At 41.3% G+C, this 25,130-nt stretch carries 25 protein-coding genes; 4 read left to right on the top strand and 21 right to left on the bottom strand.

Going from position 1 to position 25,130, the window contains the following annotated elements:
- Window positions 1–65: 65 nt before the first annotated feature.
- The gene (tolB, locus tag H0W64_04055; GenBank protein ID MBA3660878.1) at window positions 66–1,358 is read right to left on the bottom strand and encodes a Tol-Pal system beta propeller repeat protein TolB; all 1,293 of its coding nucleotides are present in this window, start codon (window positions 1,356–1,358) and stop codon (window positions 66–68) included.
- Window positions 1,359–1,510: 152 nt separating this feature from the next.
- On the opposite strand from tolB, the gene H0W64_04050 reads away from it, so the two are divergent.
- A complete protein-coding gene (locus tag H0W64_04050) occupies window positions 1,511–2,329 on the top strand; it encodes a hypothetical protein (GenBank protein ID MBA3660877.1) in 819 nt (272 codons plus the stop codon).
- A gap of 4 nt (window positions 2,330–2,333) precedes the next feature.
- Here H0W64_04050 and H0W64_04045 read toward each other — a convergent pair whose 3' ends face one another.
- From H0W64_04045 to H0W64_04000, 10 genes are all read right to left on the bottom strand, one after another.
- Window positions 2,334–3,818 (bottom strand): EAL domain-containing protein, encoded by a 1,485-nt coding sequence (locus H0W64_04045; protein ID MBA3660876.1) that lies wholly within the window; start codon window positions 3,816–3,818, stop codon window positions 2,334–2,336.
- A gap of 81 nt (window positions 3,819–3,899) precedes the next feature.
- The gene (gene tolA, locus H0W64_04040) at window positions 3,900–4,748 is read right to left on the bottom strand and encodes a cell envelope integrity protein TolA (protein MBA3660875.1); all 849 of its coding nucleotides are present in this window, start codon (window positions 4,746–4,748) and stop codon (window positions 3,900–3,902) included.
- Between the two features lie 8 nt (window positions 4,749–4,756).
- Entirely contained in the window at window positions 4,757–5,212 is a 456-nt protein-coding gene (gene tolR, locus H0W64_04035) for a protein TolR (GenBank protein MBA3660874.1), read from the bottom strand.
- A 6-nt stretch (window positions 5,213–5,218) separates the two neighbouring features.
- Window positions 5,219–6,022, bottom strand: a complete 804-nt coding sequence (gene tolQ, locus H0W64_04030; protein MBA3660873.1) for a protein TolQ — start codon at window positions 6,020–6,022, stop codon at window positions 5,219–5,221.
- Window positions 6,023–6,119: 97 nt separating this feature from the next.
- Window positions 6,120–7,172 (bottom strand): Holliday junction branch migration DNA helicase RuvB, encoded by a 1,053-nt coding sequence (gene ruvB / locus H0W64_04025; protein ID MBA3660872.1) that lies wholly within the window; start codon window positions 7,170–7,172, stop codon window positions 6,120–6,122.
- A complete protein-coding gene (gene ruvA, locus H0W64_04020) occupies window positions 7,172–7,777 on the bottom strand; it encodes a Holliday junction branch migration protein RuvA (protein MBA3660871.1) in 606 nt (201 codons plus the stop codon). Before ruvA ends, ruvB begins: the two co-directional genes overlap by 1 nt.
- A 36-nt stretch (window positions 7,778–7,813) precedes the next feature.
- Complete coding sequence (gene ruvC / locus H0W64_04015; protein MBA3660870.1) at window positions 7,814–8,296, bottom strand: crossover junction endodeoxyribonuclease RuvC; 483 nt, start codon at window positions 8,294–8,296, stop codon at window positions 7,814–7,816.
- A gap of 48 nt (window positions 8,297–8,344) precedes the next feature.
- Entirely contained in the window at window positions 8,345–9,088 is a 744-nt protein-coding gene (locus tag H0W64_04010; protein ID MBA3660869.1) for a YebC/PmpR family DNA-binding transcriptional regulator, read from the bottom strand.
- Between the two features lie 7 nt (window positions 9,089–9,095).
- Window positions 9,096–10,868 (bottom strand): aspartate--tRNA ligase, encoded by a 1,773-nt coding sequence (gene aspS, locus H0W64_04005; protein ID MBA3660868.1) that lies wholly within the window; start codon window positions 10,866–10,868, stop codon window positions 9,096–9,098.
- Between the two features lie 32 nt (window positions 10,869–10,900).
- The gene (locus H0W64_04000) at window positions 10,901–11,542 is read right to left on the bottom strand and encodes a DUF502 domain-containing protein (GenBank protein MBA3660867.1); all 642 of its coding nucleotides are present in this window, start codon (window positions 11,540–11,542) and stop codon (window positions 10,901–10,903) included.
- 162 nt (window positions 11,543–11,704) lie between these two features.
- On the opposite strand from H0W64_04000, the gene wrbA reads away from it, so the two are divergent.
- Both wrbA and H0W64_03990 read left to right on the top strand, forming a co-directional pair.
- Window positions 11,705–12,292 carry an NAD(P)H:quinone oxidoreductase gene (wrbA, locus tag H0W64_03995; GenBank protein ID MBA3660866.1) on the top strand — a complete coding sequence of 196 codons (588 nt, stop codon included), beginning with the start codon at window positions 11,705–11,707 and terminating at the stop codon, window positions 12,290–12,292.
- A gap of 9 nt (window positions 12,293–12,301) precedes the next feature.
- Window positions 12,302–12,706 (top strand): prepilin-type N-terminal cleavage/methylation domain-containing protein, encoded by a 405-nt coding sequence (locus H0W64_03990; GenBank protein ID MBA3660865.1) that lies wholly within the window; start codon window positions 12,302–12,304, stop codon window positions 12,704–12,706.
- A gap of 87 nt (window positions 12,707–12,793) precedes the next feature.
- Here the strand turns inward: H0W64_03990 and H0W64_03985 are convergent, their stop codons facing one another.
- The 4 genes from H0W64_03985 to rimI form a co-directional block, all read right to left on the bottom strand.
- On the bottom strand, window positions 12,794–13,345 hold the full coding sequence (locus H0W64_03985) for a prepilin-type N-terminal cleavage/methylation domain-containing protein (protein MBA3660864.1): 552 nt from the start codon (window positions 13,343–13,345) through the stop codon (window positions 12,794–12,796).
- Window positions 13,346–13,358: 13 nt separating this feature from the next.
- A complete protein-coding gene (gene lysS / locus H0W64_03980) occupies window positions 13,359–14,876 on the bottom strand; it encodes a lysine--tRNA ligase (GenBank protein ID MBA3660863.1) in 1,518 nt (505 codons plus the stop codon).
- Between the two features lie 11 nt (window positions 14,877–14,887).
- Window positions 14,888–15,986, bottom strand: a protein-coding gene (gene prfB / locus H0W64_03975) for a peptide chain release factor 2 (GenBank protein MBA3660862.1) whose coding sequence is annotated in 2 segments (ribosomal slippage) — window positions 14,888–15,910 and window positions 15,912–15,986 — 1,098 coding nt in all. Because the reading frame shifts where the segments join, the coding sequence is not laid out codon by codon here.
- A 69-nt stretch (window positions 15,987–16,055) separates the two neighbouring features.
- Window positions 16,056–16,514: a ribosomal protein S18-alanine N-acetyltransferase gene (rimI, locus tag H0W64_03970; GenBank protein MBA3660861.1), complete on the bottom strand. Its 459-nt coding sequence runs from the start codon at window positions 16,512–16,514 to the stop codon at window positions 16,056–16,058.
- 128 nt (window positions 16,515–16,642) lie between these two features.
- Between rimI and H0W64_03965 the strand changes: the two genes are divergently transcribed.
- Window positions 16,643–17,194, top strand: a complete 552-nt coding sequence (locus H0W64_03965; protein MBA3660860.1) for a cob(I)yrinic acid a,c-diamide adenosyltransferase — start codon at window positions 16,643–16,645, stop codon at window positions 17,192–17,194.
- Between the two features lie 199 nt (window positions 17,195–17,393).
- Here the strand turns inward: H0W64_03965 and H0W64_03960 are convergent, their stop codons facing one another.
- The 6 genes from H0W64_03960 to H0W64_03935 form a co-directional block, all read right to left on the bottom strand.
- Entirely contained in the window at window positions 17,394–18,158 is a 765-nt protein-coding gene (locus tag H0W64_03960) for a hypothetical protein (protein ID MBA3660859.1), read from the bottom strand.
- A 155-nt stretch (window positions 18,159–18,313) separates the two neighbouring features.
- On the bottom strand, window positions 18,314–18,511 hold the full coding sequence (locus tag H0W64_03955; GenBank protein MBA3660858.1) for a hypothetical protein: 198 nt from the start codon (window positions 18,509–18,511) through the stop codon (window positions 18,314–18,316).
- 65 nt (window positions 18,512–18,576) lie between these two features.
- Entirely contained in the window at window positions 18,577–20,004 is a 1,428-nt protein-coding gene (lpdA, locus tag H0W64_03950) for a dihydrolipoyl dehydrogenase (GenBank protein ID MBA3660857.1), read from the bottom strand.
- Between the two features lie 9 nt (window positions 20,005–20,013).
- Window positions 20,014–21,384, bottom strand: a complete 1,371-nt coding sequence (locus tag H0W64_03945; protein MBA3660856.1) for a 2-oxo acid dehydrogenase subunit E2 — start codon at window positions 21,382–21,384, stop codon at window positions 20,014–20,016.
- A gap of 59 nt (window positions 21,385–21,443) precedes the next feature.
- Window positions 21,444–24,101 (bottom strand): pyruvate dehydrogenase (acetyl-transferring), homodimeric type, encoded by a 2,658-nt coding sequence (gene aceE / locus H0W64_03940; protein ID MBA3660855.1) that lies wholly within the window; start codon window positions 24,099–24,101, stop codon window positions 21,444–21,446.
- 170 nt (window positions 24,102–24,271) lie between these two features.
- Entirely contained in the window at window positions 24,272–25,126 is an 855-nt protein-coding gene (locus tag H0W64_03935) for a cobalamin-binding protein (GenBank protein ID MBA3660854.1), read from the bottom strand.
- Window positions 25,127–25,130: the final 4 nt, after the last annotated feature.

Here is a 25,130-nt window from a genome sequence, read left to right as displayed (position 1 = left end):
TGCCCCTTGGTCATCTTTATTAGAGAAAAAGTATACCGTGAATTAGTGCATACGCAAGTCTGGTCTCATGATAGAAAAGGTGACCAAGCAGGATCCTGGGCTTGCCCATTTCGATCGGGTAAGACTAGCTGCACTTTACCATCTGCTGAAACCATCGCGAGAACATTACGCCCACGATAAACAGTGTCATATAAAATCATGCTGCCATTCGGGGCAACACTGGGAGAAGCACTATCACGCGAGGAAGTTGTTAAAACGCGTGTGGTCCCTGCATTCAAATCCAAGACCGCAATATTATAAAAACCAGCCACCCGATGAATCATAGCGACATTCTTCCCATCGCGCGTATAAGAAGCACGGGCATTGTAATCACCATCATAGGAAATGCGGTTCACACTACCATTATTGATATCGACTTGATAAATTTGCGGGGCGCCACTGCGATTTGAAGTATAGAGTAATGATTTTCCGTTCGTTGACCATGCCGGTTCCGTGTTGATAAAAGTATCGTGCGTTATTTGGGTCATTACGTGAGAGTTGATATCCATCACATAAATATTAGGTGAGCCACCTTTCGATAAAACTAAGGCAAGCTTTTGTCCATCTGGAGACCAGGATGGCGCACCATTGATACCCGGGAATTGACTAAGTAATCGTCTCGCACCGGTATTAACATCTTGTAAGTAGATACCTGCCTTACGATTTTCAAAGGATACATAAGCAAGTTGCTTACCATTGGGAGACCAGGCCGGAGACATAATGGGTTCGGGTGATTTAAGTAAAGGCCTTGGGTTGAAACCATCGTGATCACTTACTTCTAATGTATGTTGACGCCCCTTAGGAGAAGCATTTACAACGACATAAGCAATTTTAGTGGAAAAAATACCCCGAGTTCCCGTTAGTTGCTGATAAATGGCATCACTAATATGATGTGCAAGGGTGCGAAGCCCCTGTTCATTAACGGTATATTTATAGTTAAGAACGACACGTTCCATATCTAACAATTGATACGCTACTTCATAGCGATTATTTCCAAGCGCTTTAACACTGCCTACCACGACATGATCCGTTCCTAAACGCTTAAAATAATCTTTGGAGAAATCACGCGGATTGTTCTGTAGCTTACTCGATTCATTCCGCCCATAGATTTTAAATCGCCCGCTCATTTGTAAATCATTGGTAATGACTTTATCGACATCTTCAGGCATTGCCGTGTCAGCTTTATTAAAAGGGACGATAGCAATAGGTATGGCCCCTGTAATCCCCTGCGTAAGCTCCATGCTCAAGATAGCTGAGGCTGAAAAAGGCAAAAAACTGAAAAAAGCTAATAGAATGATAGAGATCCCAACTCGCCGCATAACAACTCCTAATTTTTCTCAACAATTCAATATCCTAGCTAAAAAAACCCCGTAACTGAAAGGCTTTTAAGATTCAAATAAGGCTTATCTGTATAAATAATGTATAATTTTAGAACTTCTGTTTAAAATACTAAGTCATCGTCACGGAATTTATGAAAAGATTATTAAAGCAAACGAACTACACCGACAGTTTTCAGTTAGCTAAAAATGCACTCTTCTTTTTTTGTCGTAATCCGGATTTAAATATTTTTCCTTTATTACTAAGCTTGATCACCGCTTTTCTATTTTTAACCGGGTTTGCCTTCTTGGCAGCTTACCCCGCTCTCGGTTGGGTCTGGATTTTAATAGGCACTGCAATCGCTTATTTTTTTCTCGCAAGCATCAGTGCCTATCTCAATGGCATCTTAACGCAAATAGTGATTCAACGACTCAAAGGTAAAAATCCCGGCGTTGTATCAGGATTTAAATTATTAGCAAAGCATTGGCTTCAGTTGGGTTTATGGGGCCTCTTAAATAGCACCTGGGGCGTTCTCGCAAGATGGCTTGATTTGCCTCAGCAAATATTAGAACGGATAACTAAGCGTCGACGCAGATTACCTTGGCATGCAGCTGCTTATTTTGCCCTCCCTCTCATGATGGAAAAGAATTTATCCCCTTTGCAAGCGATGCGTCGCTCTTCGAAAATTATAGGTAAAGGATTTCGTCATACCCTTAGTATTAAAGCCTTAGTCAGTATTTTTTTTATCTTTGCGTTAATGCTAATCAGTGAATTTTTTGGTACCGACCCAGTATTACTGACCAAAGTCATGGTGTTATTCATTCCTTTCTTTTTAATTGTTTTTTCAATATCTGCCGCACTCGAAATGATTGTTGTTAGTGCAGTTTATTTGAATTGCGTCGAAAAGAAAAATCCAGAAGGCTTTGACAAGCAAATTTTAAATCGTGCTTTTGCAAGAGAATATGAAAGTTAAATTATCAAATTAAAATAGCTTCCGCCATCCGCTGCTCAATTTCATAAGCACTTACAGCAGGACTAATTAAATGTCCTTCTAAAAGATGACAGCCTAACAACTTTAATTCATTCGCTTGCTCTTTCGTTTCAACACCTTGAACAATTAAATCGATTGATAAGTTTTGCGCAAGCAATTGGATCGATTTAATTAAAGCAACGGTTTTTTGATTCGTTGTGATGTCTTCAATAAGCTTAGGATCTAAGCGTAGGTAATGGAGCGAAACATTTTTCAAATATGACAGTGCAAATGTATCACTGCCAAAATGATCGAGCGCAATTTTAATGCCCATATAATGCAGCATGTTAAAAGCTTTGATTAAAGATGAATAAGGAATTTCCGCTTCATTCATTTTAATTTCAAGTAATAATCGTTCAGGTTTGAAACCAAGTTCTTGTAAGATTTGTGAAATACGATAAATAAATTGGGTGCTTTCAAGCTGCTTCAGAAAAATAGGAACGCCGACATATAAAGGCTTTGATTCTAAATGTTCCCATTTTAAAAATTGCTGACATGCAGCTTTGATCAACCATTCAGTAATAACATTTAATTTTCGTTGTTTATCCGAATAAGAATATAATTCTTCAGGACCAACTAATCCTAATCGAGCATGCTGCCAATGGAGTAAAGCATCCAGCGCAAACACAGTGGATGTTTTTACATCCGCTATCGGCTGGTAATAAATACTGAATTCCTTGCAAATCGTTTCCTTGTTCAGACTGGTATGAAGTGCTAACTCGCGTTGGCTACGCGCATGTAAACCCTCTTGATAAAATTGATAATGATTACTTCCAGATTCTTTCGCCAGATGTAAAGCATGGTCAGCGCTTCTTAGTAATGCAGGGGCATCTTGACCGTCCGTGGGATAAATAGCGATACCTACACCAACAGTGATGTAGAGCTCATGACCCATGATATAAAAAGGGGCTTTCAGGGATTGTAAGATACGCTGAGCAACTACTACGGCTGTTTCGGGTTTATTCAATTGCGCCAATAGTATAGCAAATGTATCTTTGGCGAAGCGTGCAATGCTATCAACTTGACGGATGGAATCTTGTAACCGTTCAGCAACCTGCCTTAGTAAGGCATCTCCGACTTCATAACTTAAAGCATCATTAATAATTTTAAATTGATCAATATCAACAAAAACCATACCCATCGTGAAATGGTATCGTTCACTTTCCTTAATACCTTGTTGCAAACGGTCTTCAAATAATTGCCAACCTAATAACTTCGTAACAGAATCTTCGAAGGTATGATTAAGTCGGGTTTTTAAGGTGTTACTTTCAATTTGTTTTTCTTGTAAGGCAGTTTGCAATTTCACTATGTCGGCTTGATGCGATTCAACCGACTTTTTTAAAGAAATAATATATTGGGTGTTACGTATGAAATCATAAATGAGATAGGCAACAAGTCCACCCCCGATTAAAATGAAAAACAATACCCCCATGAAAACTCTCCCTGTTAGCAGTAGGGCACTTATAAAAGCTCCTTCAGCTTGGATTCTAGGATAACATATCCAAAGCTTACCTCACATCTGCTGTCTTATATCTTCAGGCTTGACCTTCAATGCAAATTCTTGAAACGCAGAAAAATCAGCTTCGCGCGTCGGAACGGGTAAAGGAGATGCTTTTAATACAGCAGCTCGCGCTGAATAATCAAGGGCTGGGTTACCACTACTCTTAACCAGTTTAACTTCTAAGACTGCACCATTCTTGGTTAAGCGAATCAGCAATTCACACGATAGCTTTTTATTAGTCCCCTCTGGAATTAACCATTTTTCACTAATAGCTTGGAGGATTAGCATTTTATACTTATTCACCACGCCCGCTGATTGTTTATTTTCCTTAGCTTGTAATTTTAATTTTTCATCTAATAAATTTTGCCGTAGGGATTTTTCCGCTTGTTCACGTAATGTTTTTTCAAATTGTTTTTTTGCTAACTCTTTTTTGTCCGGCTGCTTTTTAATTTCAGTTAATAAGTCCTGCGCCAGATTTTCAGCAAATTTTTTTATCGCTATTTTTTTATCAACTTGTTTTTTTTCTGGCTTTTTTTCTGACTTTTTTAAGGCAATAGTATCAGGTGGGGTCATTAATTTTGGTTTAGGTTTTTCAGCCGGCGGTATTTCCTTCGCTATAATTTTTAATGGTGGCGGTACAATAGGTTTGACTGCATTTTCTGTGATCTCAAGAGGCGGTGTTTCCTGAGGTAAAATTTTACTTTTAGGAGTTTCACCCAAAATAACAGCATTAATAACAGGTGGATGATTACTGTTTTCCAAAACCGGAGGAAGGGTCGCCAGTTCAAAACTTAAAACAAAAATCGACAAAATTCCCACATGGAGCACTAATGAAACTAGAACATGACGGAACTTCGCCATGTTAAGGCTCAACCTATTTTGGATGAATTAGGTTGTTGCGGTTCAGTAATCAAACCGACACTTTTAGCGCCGGCTTTTTGCAGTAAAGCCATTGCCTCCATCACTTTGCCATAATTTACATTTTGATCACCACGAACTAATACTGCTCGCTCTTGCTCACCCTCTGCAGGTAATAAAGTTGTAACTAAGTGGGACAAAGTTTGAGGGGGAATTGCTTGTTCAGGTTTTTCAGCTAAATTGAAATAAAAATTTCCGCCGGAATCAACTGTTACAATCAAAGGCTCTTTTTGCTGATCCACAATCGATTTTGCCGCAGTTTTAGGTAAATTGACTTTAACCCCTTGCGTCAATAAAGGCGTTGTTATCATGAAAATCACTAACAACACTAGCATGACATCAATAAACGGTACGACATTAATTTCAGCCATGGGTCGTCTCGTTCCGGGTTGATGCAAATGCGACATAAATAATTACTCCACAGTTGTTTCGAGTAAATCCATGGCTTCATCAGCTTGATAGTGCGGCGGCACATAAGCATGCTTTTTTGGTTCGGTATAATCAACTTCCCTCGGGTGGCTTGGTTGTGCGGCGAACCCTCGATCTTCATCTTTAGAATGACGTACCAGTACATTCACTAACTCTTCTTGAAAGCCTTCATACCGATTCATCAATCCACCAATTTCAGTTAAAAATCGGTTGTAGGCAATCACTGCAGGAATGGCTGCAAATAGACCTAATGCCGTTGCAATTAATGCTTCGGCAATACCCGGCGCAACCATCGCAATCGTTGCTTGGGAAACATTTGCAAGTGCTCTGAAAGCTTGCATAATACCCCACACTGTGCCGAATAAACCGATGTAAGGGCTGGTTGATGCGACAATGGCTAAAAAGGGCAAATGCGTTTCCATTTTGTCTTGTTCGCGTATCAGGGCAACATGCATGGCTCGTTTTGTATTCTCAATCATTAAATTAAGACTGGTGTGGGCGCGCATTTGGATTCGCTGAAACTCTTTAAAGCCCGCGCGAAAAATAACTTCAATGCCAGATAAAATTTCTTGATGTTTCGTTTGAGCATATAAGCGCGCTAAATCTTCGCCTGTCCAAAAAGATTGTTCAAACTTTTTTACTTGACGCTTCATTCTTCGGAAATAAAAAAAACGCTGCAGGATAAAAGACCATGAAAAGACAGAAGCAGTTAGTAAAATCACCATAACGCACTTCACCACGAGGCTTGCGTGTAAAAAATAATTTAATAAAGAAGCGTCATAATTCACAAAAAGTTCCCCATTTCAAAAAAGTTGCTTACGTTAAGAATATTCTATTTAAAGCTGGGACTCTAGCGAGTCGTGATGTTAAAGACCTGCTGAGGACTTAATCAATGCCTTCAAATAAATTTAAATGAGGTGCGGGCTCAAGGCGCTCAGGCGCTTTTAGACCAAAGTGATGATAAGCATATTTAGTGGCGACACGACCCCGTGATGTTCTCAACATGAAACCCTGTTGGATTAAAAAAGGCTCAATAACATCTTCAATGGTACCTTTTTCTTCATTGATGAAGGCGGCTAAACTTTCTAAACCAACTGGACCCCCATCAAACTTTTCCATTAAAGCGAGCAATAACTTTTGATCCATTAAATCAAAACCTTGATGATCCACTTTAAGAAAATCTAAAGCGAGTTTCACCGTTTCGGGCTTTACTTCGCCCGCCGCTTTGACTTCGGCATAATCCCTTACGCGACGTAGTAACCGATTGGCAATTCGAGGCGTACCTCGCGCTCGACGAGCGATTTCTGCCGCACCCTCTTGATCAAGTGGCACATTCAAGATAAATGCTGAGCGCATCACAATTTGTGTCAAATCACTCACTTGATAAAATTCAAGCCGTGCCACAATACCGAAACGATCACGCAAAGGGGAAGTCAAAAGGCCGGCACGCGTGGTTGCACCAATTAATGTAAAAGGGGGAAGATCTAATTTAATCGACCGTGCAGAGGGCCCTTCTCCAATTAAGATATCAATTTGATAATCCTCCATCGCGGGATAAAGGACTTCTTCGACTACTGGACTTAAGCGATGAATTTCATCGATAAATAAAACGTCACCGGATTGCAGGTTTGTTAATAACGCAGCGACATCCCCCGGTCGTTCAAGAACTGGACCTGAGGTTTGTTTAATATTCACAGCAAGTTCTGTTGCAATAATATTTGCTAGAGTCGTTTTCCCCAATCCAGGTGGTCCAAAAATTAAAACATGGTCTAATGCTTCACCTCGGCCTTTGGTTGCCCGCACGAATATATCCATTTGCTCTCGAACTGATTGCTGGCCGATGTAATCTTTCAAATACTTAGGACGAAGTGCGCGGTCGATCGGATCTGTCTTTTCTTGCTCAAGTTCAGGTGCGGTAATACGATCGGTTTGCATCATTACATGATCTCCCTCAACGCTAAGCGAATGAGTTCTTCGCTTGCTGCATAGCCATTATCCACTTTTGTAACGGTGCGATTTGCTTCTTGTTGCTTATAGCCTAAAGAAACCAGCGCAGAAATCGCATCTTGCAAAATAGAATGTCGCGTGTTTGTAGGTGTGAGTGCATCTAAGGGGAGCGCTTTATTTTCAGCTTGATACCAATTGGAAAGTTTATCGCGCATTTCAATGATTAAACGTTCTGCAGTTTTTTTTCCAACGCCAGGGAGTTTAACTAAACTACCTGAATCATTATTTAAAACCATCCGCACAAACTCATCCGAGGTAATGCTGGATAGGATAGCAAGAGCAAGTCGCGGCCCCACACCATTTACTTTAAGCAAAGTCCGAAATAAAACACGCTCATCTTGCGTATAAAATCCAAATAAGAGATGCGCATCTTCGCGTACCACAAAATGCGTATAGAGCGTGACTTCAGTACCGACATCCGGAAGATGATAAAAGGTACTCATGGGGGCATCAACTTCATAGCCCAACCCTTGCACATCAACAATTAATTGAGGGGGTTGCTTCTCAAGTATAATGCCGCGAATCAATCCAATCATGGGGAAGCCTCATTGTTTTTTGATAGTTTACCGTCATCAGAAAGCAACGCCCAACTTTTTTAATGTCCGAACATGCGCGTGACAAAGCGCAACAGCAAGCGCATCCGCTGCATCACTCGTCAATTTTGTGGATAAGTTTAATAACCGTTGGACCATAAACTGTACTTGGTCTTTAGTGGCAGCACCATGCCCTACTACTGATTTTTTAATCTGCCGCGCAGAATATTCGGCCATTGGCATATCAAGTGCGACAATTGCAGCCCCCCGTGCTTGACCTAACTTAAGCGCTGAGCTGGGATTTTCATTCATAAATATTTGTTCAATTGCACCTTCATGCGGTTGATAAGCTGAGATGACATTTCGCAAACCCAAAAAGATTTGTTGCAAACGTTCTTGCAGCGGTAAAGAGGCTACTTCTAAATGACCACTCGTGAGATAAATGTGACGATTGCCTTCTATACGAATAACGCCATAACCCGTTCGGCGCGATCCTGGATCCACTCCAATGATCACTGTCATCACAATTTCCTTATTGCTGAGCGCACACCTTGCAATCTGAGCTTTGAACTACATCTGCTCTAATACGTCAGAAGCAATATCAGCATTGGTATAAACTAACTGCACGTCATCTAAATCTTCCAATGCATCAATCAAATTAACGACCTTCTCAGCAATTTCTTTATCCGCAATCGGTACATTGATTTCAGCAAGCATCGTGACTTCTGCATCTTTTGGTTTAAAACCGGCGTGAACTAATTTATCACGGATCGTAATAAAATCTTCAGGTGTCGTCAGAACCTCAATACTTTTATCATCATTAAGGAGAATATCATCGGCCCCTGCATCGAGCGCAAACTCCAAGAATTGCTCTTCGTGTTGTTGCGGTTCAAAAGAAAGTTGACCTAATTTTTTGAAAAGATAAGCAACAGAACCATTGGTGCCAAGGTTACCATCATTTTTTGTGAAAGCATGCCGCACATCAGCGACCGTGCGATTACGATTATTGGTCATACAGTCAACCATCACTGCAATGCCACCTGGTCCATATCCTTCGTAACGAATTTCTTCTACGGTTTCACCTTCCATGCCGCCTGCTCCCCGCTTCACTGCACGATCAATGACATCTTTAGTCATGTTCGCGAGTTGAGCTTTATCAAGCGCTGCGCGCAAGCGTGGGTTTGAATCGGGATCGCTACTAATTTTAGCAGAAACCGTTACCTCACGAATAAGCTTGGTATAGAGTTTACCGCGTTTAGCATCTTGTTTGGCTTTATGCCTTTTAATATTAGCCCACTTACTATGTCCTGCCATATCTCACCTATTCTTTATCTTTTACTTTAACAATGCGTATACCAAGCTCAATCAGCTGCGCTGCATCGACCGTTGAGGGCGCATCCATTAAAGGACAGCTTGCGGTTTGCGTTTTTGGAAAAGCGATTACATCTCGAATGGAGGCGGCACCTGTCATAATCATCACTAATCGATCTAAGCCAAACGCAATGCCCCCATGCGGCGGACAGCCTAACCGCATTGCTTTTAGCAAATGCCCAAACTTTTCTTCAGCTTCTTCGTCATCAATACTCAATAATTTAAAGACTGCTTTTTGCATTTCAGAGGAATTGATCCGAATTGATCCTCCCCCAATTTCACTTCCATTAAGGGTCATGTCATAAGCACGAGAAAGTAGCGTAGTTGGATCTTGTTGCAATAACTCTTCAACATTTGTCACTTTGGGTGCGGTGAACGGATGATGACATGCATACCAACGACCCTCACCTTTTTCAAACATTGGGAAGTCAGTAACCCAAACAATACGGTAAGCGTCTTCCACCAACTTTAAATCCTGGCCAAGCTTAACGCGCAAAGCACCTAAAGCTTCATTCACGGTATGCGCTTTATCAGCGCCAAAGAAGATCAGATCGCCCACTTTCGCTTGCGTGCGTTCAACAATAGCTGCCGTTACCTCATCCCCTAAGAATTTGATGATTGGCGATTGTAAGCCTTCCTTCCCTTCAGCATTAATTTTGATGTAAGCAAGTCCCCGCGCGCCAAAAATGCTAATGTATTTCGTGTAATCATCAATTTCTTTCCGTGAAAGTTTAGCACCCCCCGGAACCCGTAAAGCAACAACACGGCTGTTTGGATCATTCGCAGGTTCAGCAAAAACTTTAAACTCCACAGCTTTTAGCAAATCTGCAATATCGATTAATTCTAAAGGAATACGTAAGTCTGGCTTATCTGAGCCAAAACGACGCATGGCTTCCTGATAGGTAATCCTAGGGAAAGGATTAGGAAGCGCGACATTCAGTACGGTTGCAAATAAACCGCGAATCATGTCTTCCATAATCGATTGAATTTCCTGCTCGTCAAGGAATGAAGTTTCTATATCAAGTTGCGTAAATTCAGGTTGTCGATCCGCACGTAAATCTTCATCACGAAAACATTTAACGATTTGATAATATCGATCAATGCCAGACATCATTAATAATTGTTTGAATTGTTGGGGCGATTGCGGTAATGCAAAAAAACTACCGGGTTTAGTGCGACTTGGTACTAAATAGTCACGTGCTCCTTCAGGTGTAGCGCGAGTTAAAAAGGGCGTTTCAACATCCATGAAGCCTTGATTATCTAAATAATTTCGCAAATAACGCGCAATTTTGGCGCGCATTTTTAACCGTTCAAGCATTTCGGGTCGACGGATATCTAAGTAACGATAATGCAAGCGAGTTTCTTCGCCGACATCATGATACTCATCAATGGGAAAGGGTAAGGGTAAAGATTTATTGAGGATGGTGAGTGAGGTAGCTGCGACTTCAACCGCACCCGTCCGCAAATTGGCATTAACCGTTCCTTCAGGACGAGGACGCACCAAGCCTTCAATCTGAATAACAAATTCGCTCCGTACCGTTTCTGCGTGTGCAAAAGCTTCTTTTTCGCCGGGTGCAATTACGACTTGCACAATACCTTCCCGGTCGCGCAAGTCGATAAAAATAACACCACCGTGATCGCGTCTTCGATGAACCCACCCTGCTAATTTGACAGTTTGGCCAAGTAATTCAGTCGTAATGTCGCCACAATAGTGACTACGCATGGAGTAATACCTTGTATATATTTTGATAGAGTTTAATAGGGCATCGTTATTTTATTATTTGGGGAAGCACTATTTTCTGGCTGCACCACGCCCAAAGAGATAACGAATTTTAACGCTTGATCGACACTCATATCCAGCTCTATGACACGACTACGCGGGGCCATCATTAAAAACCCTGAGGTTGGATTAGGTGTCGTTGGAATAAAATAAGTCACCATGGGTTCTTGATTGAGTACATTTTCAACATCCTTGGAGCCTTGCCCGGTTTGAAAGGCAATACTCCAAACGCCTGCGCAGGGAAATTCTACGAGTAAGACTTTTCGGAAAGAATCACCACCCGGGGTGAAAAGCGTTTGCGTGACTTGTTTAACGCCTGCATAAATAGTTCTTACTAAGGGAATACGACCGACAAAAGCATCACCAATATCCATCAATCGTCTGCCCACTAAATTTGCAGCGAACATGCCAGTTAAGAAAATAATGACAAGCGTTAAAATAACGCCAATGCCAGGAACATGAAACCCAAAAATTACATCAGGTTGCAAAGGTGGCGGTAAAAGTAAAAGGGATTTACTGAGTAAATCAACTAAGAATTTAATAACAAAAACGGTAACTAGAATAGGGATCCAAACCAACAATCCGGAAACCAAATAGTTGCGCATAAAATTGAGCATTCGATAGTAATTCATTATCTCAGATAACCCTCACACTTTTTCTGATCCCATTCTAATGAGATATGAGAAAAATAAATAGTTAAAAATAAGCAATATCCGGCATACAATGAGTGCAAATTATAATTCTCATTCAATCTATCAACCGCATCTTTTGGAGTGACGATGTCTTATATTCTTGTGCTTTATTACAGTCGTTATGGTTCAGTCAAACAAATGGCACAGCATATTGCCCGTGGCATTGAAAGCAGAGGTATTGAAGCGAGAGTCCGCACGGTTCCTCCGGTTTCACCCCATACTGAGCGCACCGCACCACCTGTTCCCGAAGCAGGCGCGCCCTTTGCCACGCTTGATGACCTTCAATATTGCGCAGGGATAGCGCTGGGTAGCCCAACTCGATTTGGGAATATGGCGGCCCCTTTGAAGTTTTTCCTTGATCAAACAAGTAGCTTATGGCTTGCAGGTAGCTTAGTGAATAAACCCGCAGCTGTATTTAGTTCAACCGGTAGCTTGCATGGCGGACAAGAATCCACTTTGCTAAGCATGATGCTCCCGCTTTTTCATTTGGGTTTTGTCCTCCTAGGACTGCCTTACACAGAGAGCGATCTCAACACGACTCAAACCGGCGGCACACCTTATGGTGCAACTCATTTTGCGGGAGCGAATAATCAGCATCCGGTGAGTGATGAAGAAAAACGACTTTGTTTAGCTTTAGGAAAACGCCTCGCTGAAATTAGTCAGAAATTGAGTTGACCCACTTAAATGCGCAGTCGGGTTTGGGGCTTTAATTTAATTGAAGTTATGACAGTATTGGTCATCATAAGCCTTTGTATCAGCATGACCGTTCCTCTCTATCAACACTATGTGGTTAAAACAAGGCGCATGGAAGCAGCAAATAAATTGCTGCAAGTTGCGCTTGCACTTGAAAACTTTTACGCGCATCAGCAACGTTATACTGGCGCGACTCTTGCGAAATTAAATTTTAATACTTGGGCGGCAAGTAATAATTATCGTTTATTTCTGCAAACCAAGTCGCATTCGTTTTTACTTACCGCTAAAGCAATGCCCTTACAGGCAGCTCGTGATAGATTATGTTTGGATTTGACTTTGGATGACTTAGGGCAGAAAGGCGTCACAGGTAAAGGTGGGGTAGAGAATTGTTGGTAGGGATTGTTAGTACGTTAGTATGGTGGGATCCTTTTCCCGATTAACCTGGCAAGAATGCAAATTAAATTATACCAAGACTTAAGCTTCTCAGGAGCTACAACTTAGGAGATGACCTTTGCTATCCCGCAATGCTCCCGCACGATCAGGATAGATAATTCTCGGCCTCGCATCTTGATTTAAGACCACAGCCCATCTCGGACTTTGATTGGCATGCAAGCAATACCAAAGCGTTGCATTATCAGTTTGGACATGGGCTTGTGGGAAAAACAATAAGTGTTGCCGATATTTGGGAAAACTGCGCCATTGTAAATAACCAGAAGCTGCAAAATCAATGGTTGCAATTTTACTTTCACGATGAGGTTTTCCGACAGTGTTTTTATCGTTCACGAATAGGAGTAAATGGCGACTGGGTGCATCTATGCAATACTCACCATCCGCTGTTCGACACAATGCCACGGGGCGATGATGAAGATAGGCTTGTCTCTTGGCAGATTCGATCACATGAATGAGTTGGGTGGGTAATGTTTCATCGTCAAGACGCGTCAAAAATGAAAGCATAGGCGGCCAAATCATCAATGACATGACTGAAACGATGACCAAAGCCATCATCATTTCGAGAATAGAAAAACCATTAAGCATTGAACTATTTCAATTAATTTTCTTTCGGACGCATGTGGGGAAATAAAATAACATCACGTATTGAAGATGAATTAGTGAAAAGCATTACCAATCTATCGATACCAATTCCTTCACCTGCTGTGGGTGGTAGACCATATTCTAAAGCTGTGATGTAATCCGCATCATAAGGCATCGCTTCTTCATCCCCGGAAGCTTTCTCAGCCATTTGAGAACGAAATCGATCGGCTTGATCTTCTGGATCATTTAACTCTGTAAAACCATTCGCAATCTCACGCCCTGCAATAAATAATTCGAATCGATCCGTTGTAAAAGGATCTTCATTATTGCGCCTAGCAAGCGGCGAGGTTTCAGCAGGATAGGCGGTAATAAATGTAGGTTGAATGAGTTGATGCTCTACCGTTTTTTCAAAAATTTCGACTAATACTTTTCCTAAACCATAACTTTCTTGCACAGGGATTTCCAATTGCTTGGCGAGCGCTTTCGCATTTTCCAAAGAAGCAAGATCATCTTCTGTAAGATGGGTATTAAATTGCAAGATAGAATCTTTCATAGTGAGACGTATGAAGGGTTGGCCAAAATCTAAAACAACATCTTGGTAAGTCATTGACGTCTGACCTAAAACAGTTTGCGCAATCTCGCGGAATAAATCTTCAGTCAAATCCATCAAATCATGATAGTCGGCATAAGCTTGATAAAATTCCAACATCGTAAATTCAGGATTATGTTGCGTTGATAAGCCTTCATTACGAAAGTTACGATTAATTTCAAATACGCGTTCAAAACCGCCCACCACCAAACGTTTTAAATAAAGTTCAGGAGCGATCCGAAGATAAAGGGGCATATCCAAGACATGATGATGCGTAATAAAAGGCTTTGCCGCAGCGCCACCCGCCAACACTTGCATCATGGGTGTTTCTACTTCTAGAAATTGACGTGTCTTTAAATAGGTTCGAATAATTTCAGTAATCTGGGAACGAATGAGGAAAGTGCGACGCGTTTCTTCATTCGCAATTAAATCGAGATAACGTTGTCGATAGCGAGTTTCTTGATCCGTTAAACCATGATACTTGTCAGGTAAAGGACGAATCGCTTTCGTCAAAAGTTTTACTTTATCAACTTTGACAGAAAGCTCACCGGTTTTAGTAATAAACAATTTACCTTCTGCACCAACGATATCACCTAAATCCCATTGCTTAAATTGATCATAAGCGCTTTGGCCAATCGCATCTTCCCGGACGTATAATTGAATGCGTCCACTCATATCTTGAATATGAATAAAGCTCGCCTTTCCCATGAGACGTTTCGTCATCACCCGGCCCGCAAGTTTGACTTGAATCGGGCATTGTTCAAGATCGTTAGCTGTTTTATCCGCATGGGTTTGAAGTAATTCCGCTGCGAGGGCATCACGTCTAAAATCAGCCGGATAGGCATTGCCTTCTTCACGCCACGTTTTTAATTTTTGACGTCGCTCTTCGATTAAATCGTGCGTGCTAACGACTACTTCCGGATTTTCTTTAATAGGTTTCTGCATGAGTCTTGGCTCTATAATCCACTTAGTAAACTGGCTTCGAGAAATTGATCTAAATCACCGTCTAAAACTGCTTGTGTATTTCCAACTTCAAGCCCTGTCCGTAAATCTTTAATTCGTGACATATCCAATACGTAAGAGCGAATTTGGCTACCCCAAGTAATTTCTTTTTTATTGGCTGCCATGGCGTCTTGTTTAGCTTTCTTTTTTTGAATCTCAGCTTCATAAAGTTTCGCGCGTAATTGTTTCATAGCTTGGGCACGATTTTTATGTTGTGAACGGTCTGATTGACACTGTACCACAATCCCCGATGGGCCATGCGTTATACGCACAGCAGAGTCGGTTCGGTTAACATGCTGTCCCCCTGCTCCAGATGCACGGTACGTATCAATGCGTAGATCAGCGGGGTTAATTTCAATAGCGACATTATCATCGATTTCAGGAGATAAAAAAACGGAGGCAAAAGATGTATGGCGTTTATTATTAGAATCGAAAGGTGATTTACGCACCAATCGATGCACCCCGCTTTCCGTCCGTAACCAACCATAAGCATAAGACCCTTCAAACTTAACCGTGGCGCTTTTTATACCTGCAACTTCACCTGCCGAGAGTTCGATAATATCAGTCTGGAAACCATGTCGCTCACCCCAACGCAAGTACATCCGCAAAAGCATATTTGCCCAGTCTTGCGCTTCAGTGCCACCGGAACCTGCCTGAATATCCATGTAAGCTGCATTTGCATCCATCTCGCCTGAAAACATACGGCGAAATTCTAAAGTAGCAATTTGCTTGGTTATTTTTTCTGCATCTTGACTGATAGCCTTCAAAATTGCCGTATCATTTTCACTTTCCGCAAGTTCCTGCAATGCTTCGGTGTCTTCTAAATGAAGTGCAAGTTTCTCCATGAAGTGAACGATTTCTTCAAGTTTTGCCCGTTCCTTGCCCAAGCTTTGCGTTTTTTCGGGTTGATTCCAAATATCCGGACTTTCTAATTCTTGCGTGATGACGAGGAGACGTGCTTTTTTTTGGTCGATTTCAAAGATACCCCCAGATACTCATTAAACGAGTATGAAGCTCACGAAGGTAGTTCCGCATGGAAGTAATTTCAATCATAGTAGACCTTTAATTTTCGCTGGTCACTTTAGCAAGTTTTGAGCACAAGTGCTACGAAAAGCACTACTTTTAAGTAGGGATATCAATATTGGTATGCAGACTTTTGGCAAAAATAAGAGCGTCTTCATTACCTGATTGAGTAGGATAATAATTCTTTCGCTCACCCACTAAATGGAATTTCATTTTTCTGTAAAGCGCGATGGCGCGATTATTTGAACGACGCACTTCGAGATAAATGATGCCCGCCCCTTGCAAGCGCGCCTGGGAGAGCGCATGTTGCAGCAATTGGCGCCCCCAACCCTGGTGTTGATGTTGACGCGCAACGCCTACATTAAGGATGTGACACTCGTGAGAAGTTAACGCGACAATGACAAAACCAATAACTTTTTTTTCTAACGCGACTACCCAACCGTCATAACCTGATTGGAAGCAAATTTTGAAGGTATCTGCAGTCCATGGTACAACATGAACAGCTTGTTCGATTTCTAACAAACTTTGCAAATCAGATTTAAAGTATTTTCTGATCATGTTAAGCCATCGCTAAAATAAAGTTAAAGAAATTGACCTATTTTACTTTGCTAATAGCGTTACCCGCACTAAGATAGTTTATCATATCGACCTTACCGACTTATTTGGAAGAATTTTTTCTCATTACCATGACTTATCGACTCACGAAAATTTATACCCGTACTGGTGATGAAGGCTATACCTCCTTACGTGGCGAACGGATTTCCAAAGACGATTTACTAATTGAAGCCTTAGGAACCGTAGATGAATTAAATGCCAATATTGGGGTCATTTTATCCCAAGTCATTGTTCATAAAGAGATTGTGGAGCTCTTGCGTCGAATTCAAAATGAGTTATTTGATTTCGGTGGTGAATTACACTTACCGGAACGTAAAGCGATTACTGCTCAACATATTAAGCATCTGGAAGAACAATTGGATCAATGGAATGAAACATTGCCACCACTGAAGGACTTTCTTCTTCCCAATGGAACACGCGCATCGGTGGCCACGCACGTTGCTCGAACCGTCTGTAGACGTGCCGAGCGATGTCTAGTCAGACTCCATCGGCAAGTTGCACTCGAGAACATCGAACTACTCCGGTATTTAAATCGCTTATCCGATCTCCTTTTTGTCATTTCTCGTATTTTAGCCCGCGAAAATGGCCAAGAAGAAATCATTTGGCAACACCTAACTTCTTGAAATAAAGCTTAAATTGAAAAACTTTTTCTATCGAGTATACTTTCACAAAAGCAGGTGTTGATCGAAGCCCTACAACCATGCTCGAGGAAGTCAGAAAGTTGATGTGGTGAGCATCCTTACTTGTTTAAGGACGCCTAAAGCATCACTGAGGCATCCACTTATCATATCGGGCCTTCGATCATGCCTGCTTTTTTTATCTCTAACGCACGCGAAATTGTTGCCTTTCCTCTGACACTTCTTCTTTGGGATAATCGTTGGTTAAATAAAACTGTGACATTTGACGTAAAAATACGGTTAACGTGCTAAGAATTTTTTCCAAACTCTCTTCGGTGACTTTTTGATAAACGTCAGCATTTAATTCAATGTCTTTGACTGACTTAAGCTGATTGACATCTTTTTGTAAGATTTCGATTTGTGGGATTAAAGTGTCTAACGTTTCAATACTGACACTACAAGCTGGTATATATCCAGCGCGTGCGTCTTCTTCCGTAACGGTCGCCAATTGGATCGCGATTGAATTCAGATTTTCTTGTAATGCTTGCAAACTATCAGCTAACTTTTTTTTCAGTTCCCAATAAAATCGAGAAAGATTCAGTTCATTCCCGCCTTGCACAACTTGGTTTAAATAATTCTTCAATGTGCTAAAGCAAGAAAGAATTGAATTTGTAACCGAACAAGAAAAACTGTCATCCGCTAAAGTAATCTTAGCATCGTGATGCGTTATAGCATTTTGACAGATCATGTTAATCTTTTTAAATTCTTCCTGCGATTTTGCGAGATAGGCACTAACAGCTTCTAAAACAAGAGCGTTATTTTGACTTGCGCTCTGATTATTATTAATAAACATACTGTACATTTTAAAAGATTGAGCAAAGTCATCGTTTTGCTTTTCATTTTCAAGAAGTGGTTTCATTTGAATGACATCTGATTTCCAACCCAATAAAATTTTCAATTGATTAAACATACATGCTCCCCAGTGTTTTCACTTATTATTTTTGATAAGAAAGTTGATGGATTACATTATATCTTAGTAAACAGGATGAAACGCCAGGTTTCAATGACGTTATAAAAGGAAATACAGATCGCGGAGCTGAAACGCTCCGCGCTTGATAGTGCTAGCTAATTGCTTGGCGCTGGGTTTGGGCTTGTATCTGTGGTAGGCGCTGTGACTTCAACACGACTAGGTTCATTGGTAATAACCGTTTCTGTTTTAGAAACGCCGGAACCCATAAAGAAGTAATAACCAGCAATAGCTAAAAACACAATAATGACAATTGCAACGATCGCAACAATACTTGAACTTGAATCGTCGGCCATGACAAAAACTCCTTTGGTTGTTAATTTCACGCAGTCATTTATTAGTATACTTTAGCCCCATTACCTTATACAGCTTTCTCTTCCTTCTTTTTGGGCAAATAAAGATCTGTAATCGTGCCTTCAAAAATTTCTGAAGCAAGCGGTATCGTTTCTGAGAGCGTGGGATGAGGATGAATTGTTAAAGCGATATCTTCCGCATCACATCCCATTTCGATGGCTAAGGCGGTCTCACTGATTAATTCTCCAGCGTTCACTCCAACAATCCCTGCCCCAATGATGCGTTTATCTTGATCAAAAAGCAGCTTTGTCATACCTTCACTTCGTGCAATAGAAAGAGCGCGGCCACTTGCAGCCCACGGGAAAGTGCTTTTATCATATTTAATCCCTTTTGCTTTTGCTTCATTTTCAGTCATACCTGTCCAAGCAATTTCAGGATCAGTATAGGCAACACTTGCGATACTTTTAGGATCAAAATAATGTTTTAAGCCTGCGATCACTTCAGCTGCAACGCGACCTTCCGGCATCGCTTTATGCGCAAGCATAGGATTACCACAAATATCACCAATCGCAAAAATATGAGGAACATTCGTACGGCACTGTTTATCAACCGGGATAAAACCACGCTCATCGACTTTGACACCGGCTTTTCCTGCATCGATCATCTTACCATTAGGACGCCTTCCAACTGCGCAAAGAATCCGATCAAATTTTTCAGGATTAGCGCTTGCTCCCTCGCCTTCGAATGTGACATACAAACCATCTTTTTTGGCTTCAACTTTTACTACTTTTGTTTTTAAATATATATTTTCATAACGAGCGCGAATGCGTTTAAAAAGTGGATTAATTAAATCTTTATCAGCACCCGGTAAGATTTGGTCCATTAATTCTACAATCGTTATCTTAGATCCCAACGCGTGATAAACGGTTGCCATTTCAAGTCCGATGATCCCGCCGCCGATGACGAGCATTGTACCTTTCACATCAGCAAGTTCTAATGCACTGGTCGAATCAAGAATTCTTGAATCATCTGGCAAGCCTGGTAACATCACAGGCGTTGAACCTGCGGCAATAATGGCATTTTCAAAGGTTATTTTTTCTTTTTTTCCATCACTTGCTGTCACTTCAATTTCGTGATCAGAAATAAATTTTCCTTCTCCGTGTATAACATTTACTTTTCTTTGTTTTGCTAAAAGCTTTAAACCACCGGTCAATTTCGCAATCACATTATTTTTAAAAGCGCGTAGCTTTTCTAAATTAATATCGGGTTGCCCAAAAGTAATGCCGTGCGGTGCTGCATCTGCTGCATCATCTATGACTTTTGCAGCATGGAGTAGTGTTTTAGAAGGAATACATCCGACATTTAAACAAACGCCTCCTAAGGCGTCATAACGTTCAATAAGTGTTACCTTTTTACCTAAGTCTGCTGCGCGAAATGCAGCAGTATAACCGCCTGGCCCACTGCCAAGCACAACAACTTCAGTTTGAATACTCATGATTTTCCTCTATAGCAACAAATTGCGAATATCACTTAGCATTTGCGTCAAATACACCATGAAACGTGCACCTTCAGCGCCATCGATAACGCGGTGGTCATAAGAAAGAGATAACGGCAACATAAGACGGGGAACAAATTGATCCTCTTCATAAACAGGCTTAACGCTTGCTTTGGAAACGCCAAGAATAGCAACTTCCGGATAATTGATGATCGGTGTAAATGCGCTTCCCCCAATTCCACCCAAGCTTGAAATAGAGAAACAACCGCCTTGTAAATCCTTGGGTAATAATTTTTTCGTTCGGGCTTTCTCACTTAATACGCTTAATTCTTTCGCAAGGTCGACTAATCCTTTTTTATCTACATCACGCACCACAGGCACCATTAAACCATCCGGCGTGTCGACTGCAACACCAAGATGAAAATAATGTTTTAAGACTAGATTTTCACCCGTTGCATCCAGTGATGCATTGAAAGTTGGAAATGCTTTTAATGCAGCAACGGCGGCTTTCATTACAAAAACCAAAGGCGTTAACTTCACGTTTTGATGATCAAGCTGTGTTTTCTGTGCTTTTCGAAAATCTTCTAAACTTGTAATATCAGCTTCACCAAATTGTGTCACATGAGGAATAAGCATCCAATTACGCTGAAGATTTTTCCCCGATATTTTTTTAACGCGCGACAAGGGCTGTTCGGAAACGATGCCGAATTGAGTAAAATCAATATTGGGTAAATGATAGGTAGGCATGCTAGAAGAAACTTGGACTCTTGCTAATTGATTTTTAACGAAAGCTTGAATGTCTTCCTTTAAAACACGCGCTTTTTTACCACTACCGATGACTTGCGCCAAATTAACCCCTAATTCGCGCGCGAGTCGTCGCACCCCCGGACCTGCATGAGTGTCACTCGCTTTTTGAACGGTGCCAGTTAGTACATTGTCATCTTGATCTTCAACATTCAAATCGTCGTTATTGTCCACTTGAGCTTTTTGCGGCTGAATTTTACTCTCTTCACGATCTTTGACTTGCTCCACCGTGGATTGTTTTGAATCAGCTTTCTTACTCTTCGCTTTTTCTGCGCGCTCTGTTTTTTTCAAAACTTCAGCTTGTTCCACTTGTTCGGCTTGATTACTGGCTTGTTCAACCGCTGTGGTTAACGTCAAAATAGGCGCACCGGTCGCAACTTGATCGCCTACTTTGACTAAAATTTCTTTAACGAGACCTGCATCGGGTGTGGGCAACTCCATGGTAGCTTTATCAGATTCTAAAGTTACAACCGGGGTATCAACTTCAACCTTATCCCCAGGTTTGACTAATATTTCAATCACTGTAACGTCGGTGCCACCAAAATCGGGGGTTAATACTTTTTTAATTGAAGCCAAGACCTATCCTCCCTTAAGTTTATTTTCGCTTAAGTGCAATTGCCCCAGGCAAAGTTGGATTATACTGTTTCTGGATTGGGTTTATTAGGATTAATACCGTATTTTTTTATGGCCTTTTTCACTAAATCAACAGAAATGATTTTATCTTGGGCTAAGGCATGAAGGGCTGCGACCACAATATAATTACGATCCACTTCAAAGAATTCACGTAAATTGGTACGGGTATCGCTGCGACCAAACCCATCGGTGCCTAAGGTCAGGTAAGTTTTATTCAAATAAGGACGAATTAAATCAGCATACGCTTTCACATAATCAGTTGCTGCAACTACGGGTCCTGCTTGTTGATCTAAACATTGCGCCACATAACTAACTTTTGCTTTCTCGCCGGGATGAAGCAAGTTATGACGGGTTACCTCTGCGCCTTCACGACGTAATTCACCAAAACTTGTTACACTCCAGATATTGGCATGGATCGAAAAGTCTTGTTCCAATAAATCACTCGCAGCGATCACTTCATTCAGAATCGTACCGCTTCCCAACAGTTGAATTTGTGGTTTAGCCTTTACAGGGGATTTGAACAAATACATCCCTTTAATAATCGCCGCTTCCACATTTGCAGGCATGGAGGGTTGAACATAGCGCTCATTCATGGCCATGACATAATAAAGCACATCTTTTTCTTGCTCATACATTTCTTGCAAGCCATGCTGAATAATGACAGCCATTTCGTAACCAAAAGTGGGGTCATAAGCCCGACAACTTGGATAAGTGGATGCGATTAATAAGCTGTTGCCATCTTGATGCTGCAACCCTTCACCTTCGAGGGTTGTTCGTCCTGCTGTCGCACCAATTAAAAATCCGCGCGCGCGCATATCGGAGGCTGCCCAAATTAAATCACCAACACGTTGAAAACCAAACATCGAGTAGTAAGTAAAGAAAGGAATCATCGGTAAGCGATTCGTTGCATAAGAAGTGGCTGCCGCAATAAATGAACACATACAACCAGCCTCTGTAATACCTTCTTCTAACACTTGACCGTCTTTCGATTCATGATAATAGAGGAACTGTTCTTTATCCTCGGGTATATATAATTGGCCAACCGGTGAATAAATCCCAACTTGGCGGAATAAGGATTCTAATCCAAATGTGCGAACTTCATCAGAAAAAATAGGTACCACACGCTTGCCAATAATTTTGTCTTTTAATAAAACATTTAAAATGCGACCGAGTACCATGGTGGTTGACATCGTGCGATCAGCCGAACCTTTTAAAATAGCATCAAAGGCTGCAAGCGCTGGCACCGCTAACGTATTAGTGACAACTTGACGTTCAGGAATATAGCCACCTAGCGCTTCACGGCGAGCTTGTAAATATTGTAACGCAGGATCATTGCTTGGTGGGCGATAAAAAGGAAGTTGTAACAATTCATCATCTTTAATAGGAAGTTTAAAACGATCACGAAAAGCTTTTAATTCATCTTCGGTCATTTCTAATTGATTATGAGCAACATTGCGGCCTTCCGCAGTTTTTGTTCCTAAACCATAACCTTTTACACCTTGCGTTAAAATGACGGTCGGTTGATTTGCATGGTGAACAGCTGCATGGTATGCAGCATAAATTTTAACTGAATCATGTCCGCCACGATGAAATAACGCAATCTCATCATCAGATAAATCGGCAACCAAAGCTTGCAATTCTTCCGTGTTAAATAAAAATTCCCGCGTGTAAGCACCACCGCGTACATAAGCTGTTTGCAAATCACCATCAACGCATTCAGTTAAACGTTTTGCTAATAATCCTTTTTTATCTTTAGCAAAAATCGGATCCCAATGACTATCCCACAAAACTTTAATGACGTTCCATTGTGCGCCACGAAATACACTTTCAAGCTCTTGAACGATTTTATAGTTGCTACGCACTAACCCATCTAAACGTTGTAAATTACAATTAACAACAAAAATTAAGTTATCTAATTTTTCTCGGGCAGCGAGGGTTAAACCTGCAATAGATTCCGGTTCATCCATTTCCCCATCACCACAAAATACCCAAACCTTGCGATCTCCCAGCGAGAGCAACCCTCGATGATCTAAATATTTTAAGAAGCGTGCTTGATAAACCCCTTGCAGCATCCCAAGACCGAGTGACACGGTAGCAAACTGCCAGAAAGTGGGCATCAGCCAAGGGTGCGGATAAGAAGAAATCCCTTTACCGTGAACTTCTTGTCTAAAATTGAGAAGCTGTTGTTCGGTAAGACGTCCTTCTAAATAAGCACGCGCATAATTTCCTTCTGCCGAATGACCTTGAAAATAAATCAAGTCACCCAATTGTTTATCTGTCGTGCCCCGGAAAAAATGATTGAGACCGACCTCGTAAAGCGTTGCAATCGAAGCGTAAGATGACAAATGACCCCCGACACCCCCCGCTGCAAGTTTTGCACGTAACACCATAACAATGGCATTCCAACGATTCGTGGCATCAATCACGGCTTCCTTTTCTAAATCGCCAGGATAAGCAGCTTGGTCTTGCGGATTAATTGTGTTGACATAGGGTGTGGCTAACTGACCAACTGGCTGGACCCCTTTTTTTTGCGCTTCTTCTAATAATTTTTTTAAAATAAATTCTGCGCGCGCTTTACCTTCATGCTTGATCAATGAAGCTAAGGCATCTAGCCATTCTTTTGTTTCGGTTGGATCATTATCACTCCGCATTTTTGTCATTTACACAATTCCTAACCTAAACTAAATGATATGCATTATTTTTGGGGGGTAAGTTTAACTAAATTGGCAGTAAAAACCAAAGACTTCGGTCTATTTTAACTCAATTAGTTTTCGGAGAGAGGGAACCTACCGCAATCTTCTATGCAAGTTGTTGAAAAAAATGAAAATATTTATCTGCTTTGTTTTACGGCTTCTTTTTGATGACGACTCGATTCCAGGGCATTGCACATTTGCTGTGCACCCTTTAGCAAACGGGGACCAGCACGATCGATCAAATCTGCATTGATGGCAAAAAAAGCATTTGCAGCGACAGCGGAAAGCGCTGACCAGGGCTGCCAAGCTTTTTGCCAATCGGATTTTTGAGTGTCGGTGATGACGACTTCTGGGTCTTCTGCGAGAATACTCTCGATACTGACGTTTGGCGCTACCCCTTGCGCTTCCTTAAAAATATTTTCTCCACCGCATAATTCAATCACTTCATTAATCCAATTGTCTTTATTAACCGTCATCCAGGTATAAGTACCAATCTGATAAAAAACACGGACTTTCGATTTTGCACTATAGCGCTTTTTAATAGCCGCCAATGTTTGCTCGAAAAGTTTAGCTTGAGCTGAAGCTTCTTCACCCAAGTGAGTCAGTTCGCCAAAAGCGCGCATGCGACGCGGGATGTCCTTTAACTTATGCGGGGCACTAACATAAATAGGAATACCCATTTTTTTAAAGGGAGCCAGTTGATGCGCAAAAGTATGACCCCAAGTGATGATGAGATCGGGTTCAAGAGCAATAATCCGCTCTAAATCAAGCCCATGAAATGCGCCTATGATGGGAATTTTTTTAGCGCCCGCGGGATAATCACAGCCTTGGATAACACCAACGATTTTCGAACCTGCCCCTATGGCAAAAAGTATCTCTGTAATATCAGGCGCAAGGCTAATGATCCGCTCAGCAGGTTTTGTAAGGTTAATCACGTTACCCACATCATCGCTTAGAAAAGCATGGCTCAATGCAGGAATAATACTGAGCATTACA

The organism is Gammaproteobacteria bacterium (genome assembly GCA_013816845.1).
Lineage (GTDB): Bacteria > Pseudomonadota > Gammaproteobacteria > DSM-16500 > DSM-16500 > Aquicella.
The sequence above is the reverse complement of the archived record's forward strand: the minus strand, read 5'-3'. Positions and strand labels throughout refer to the sequence as shown.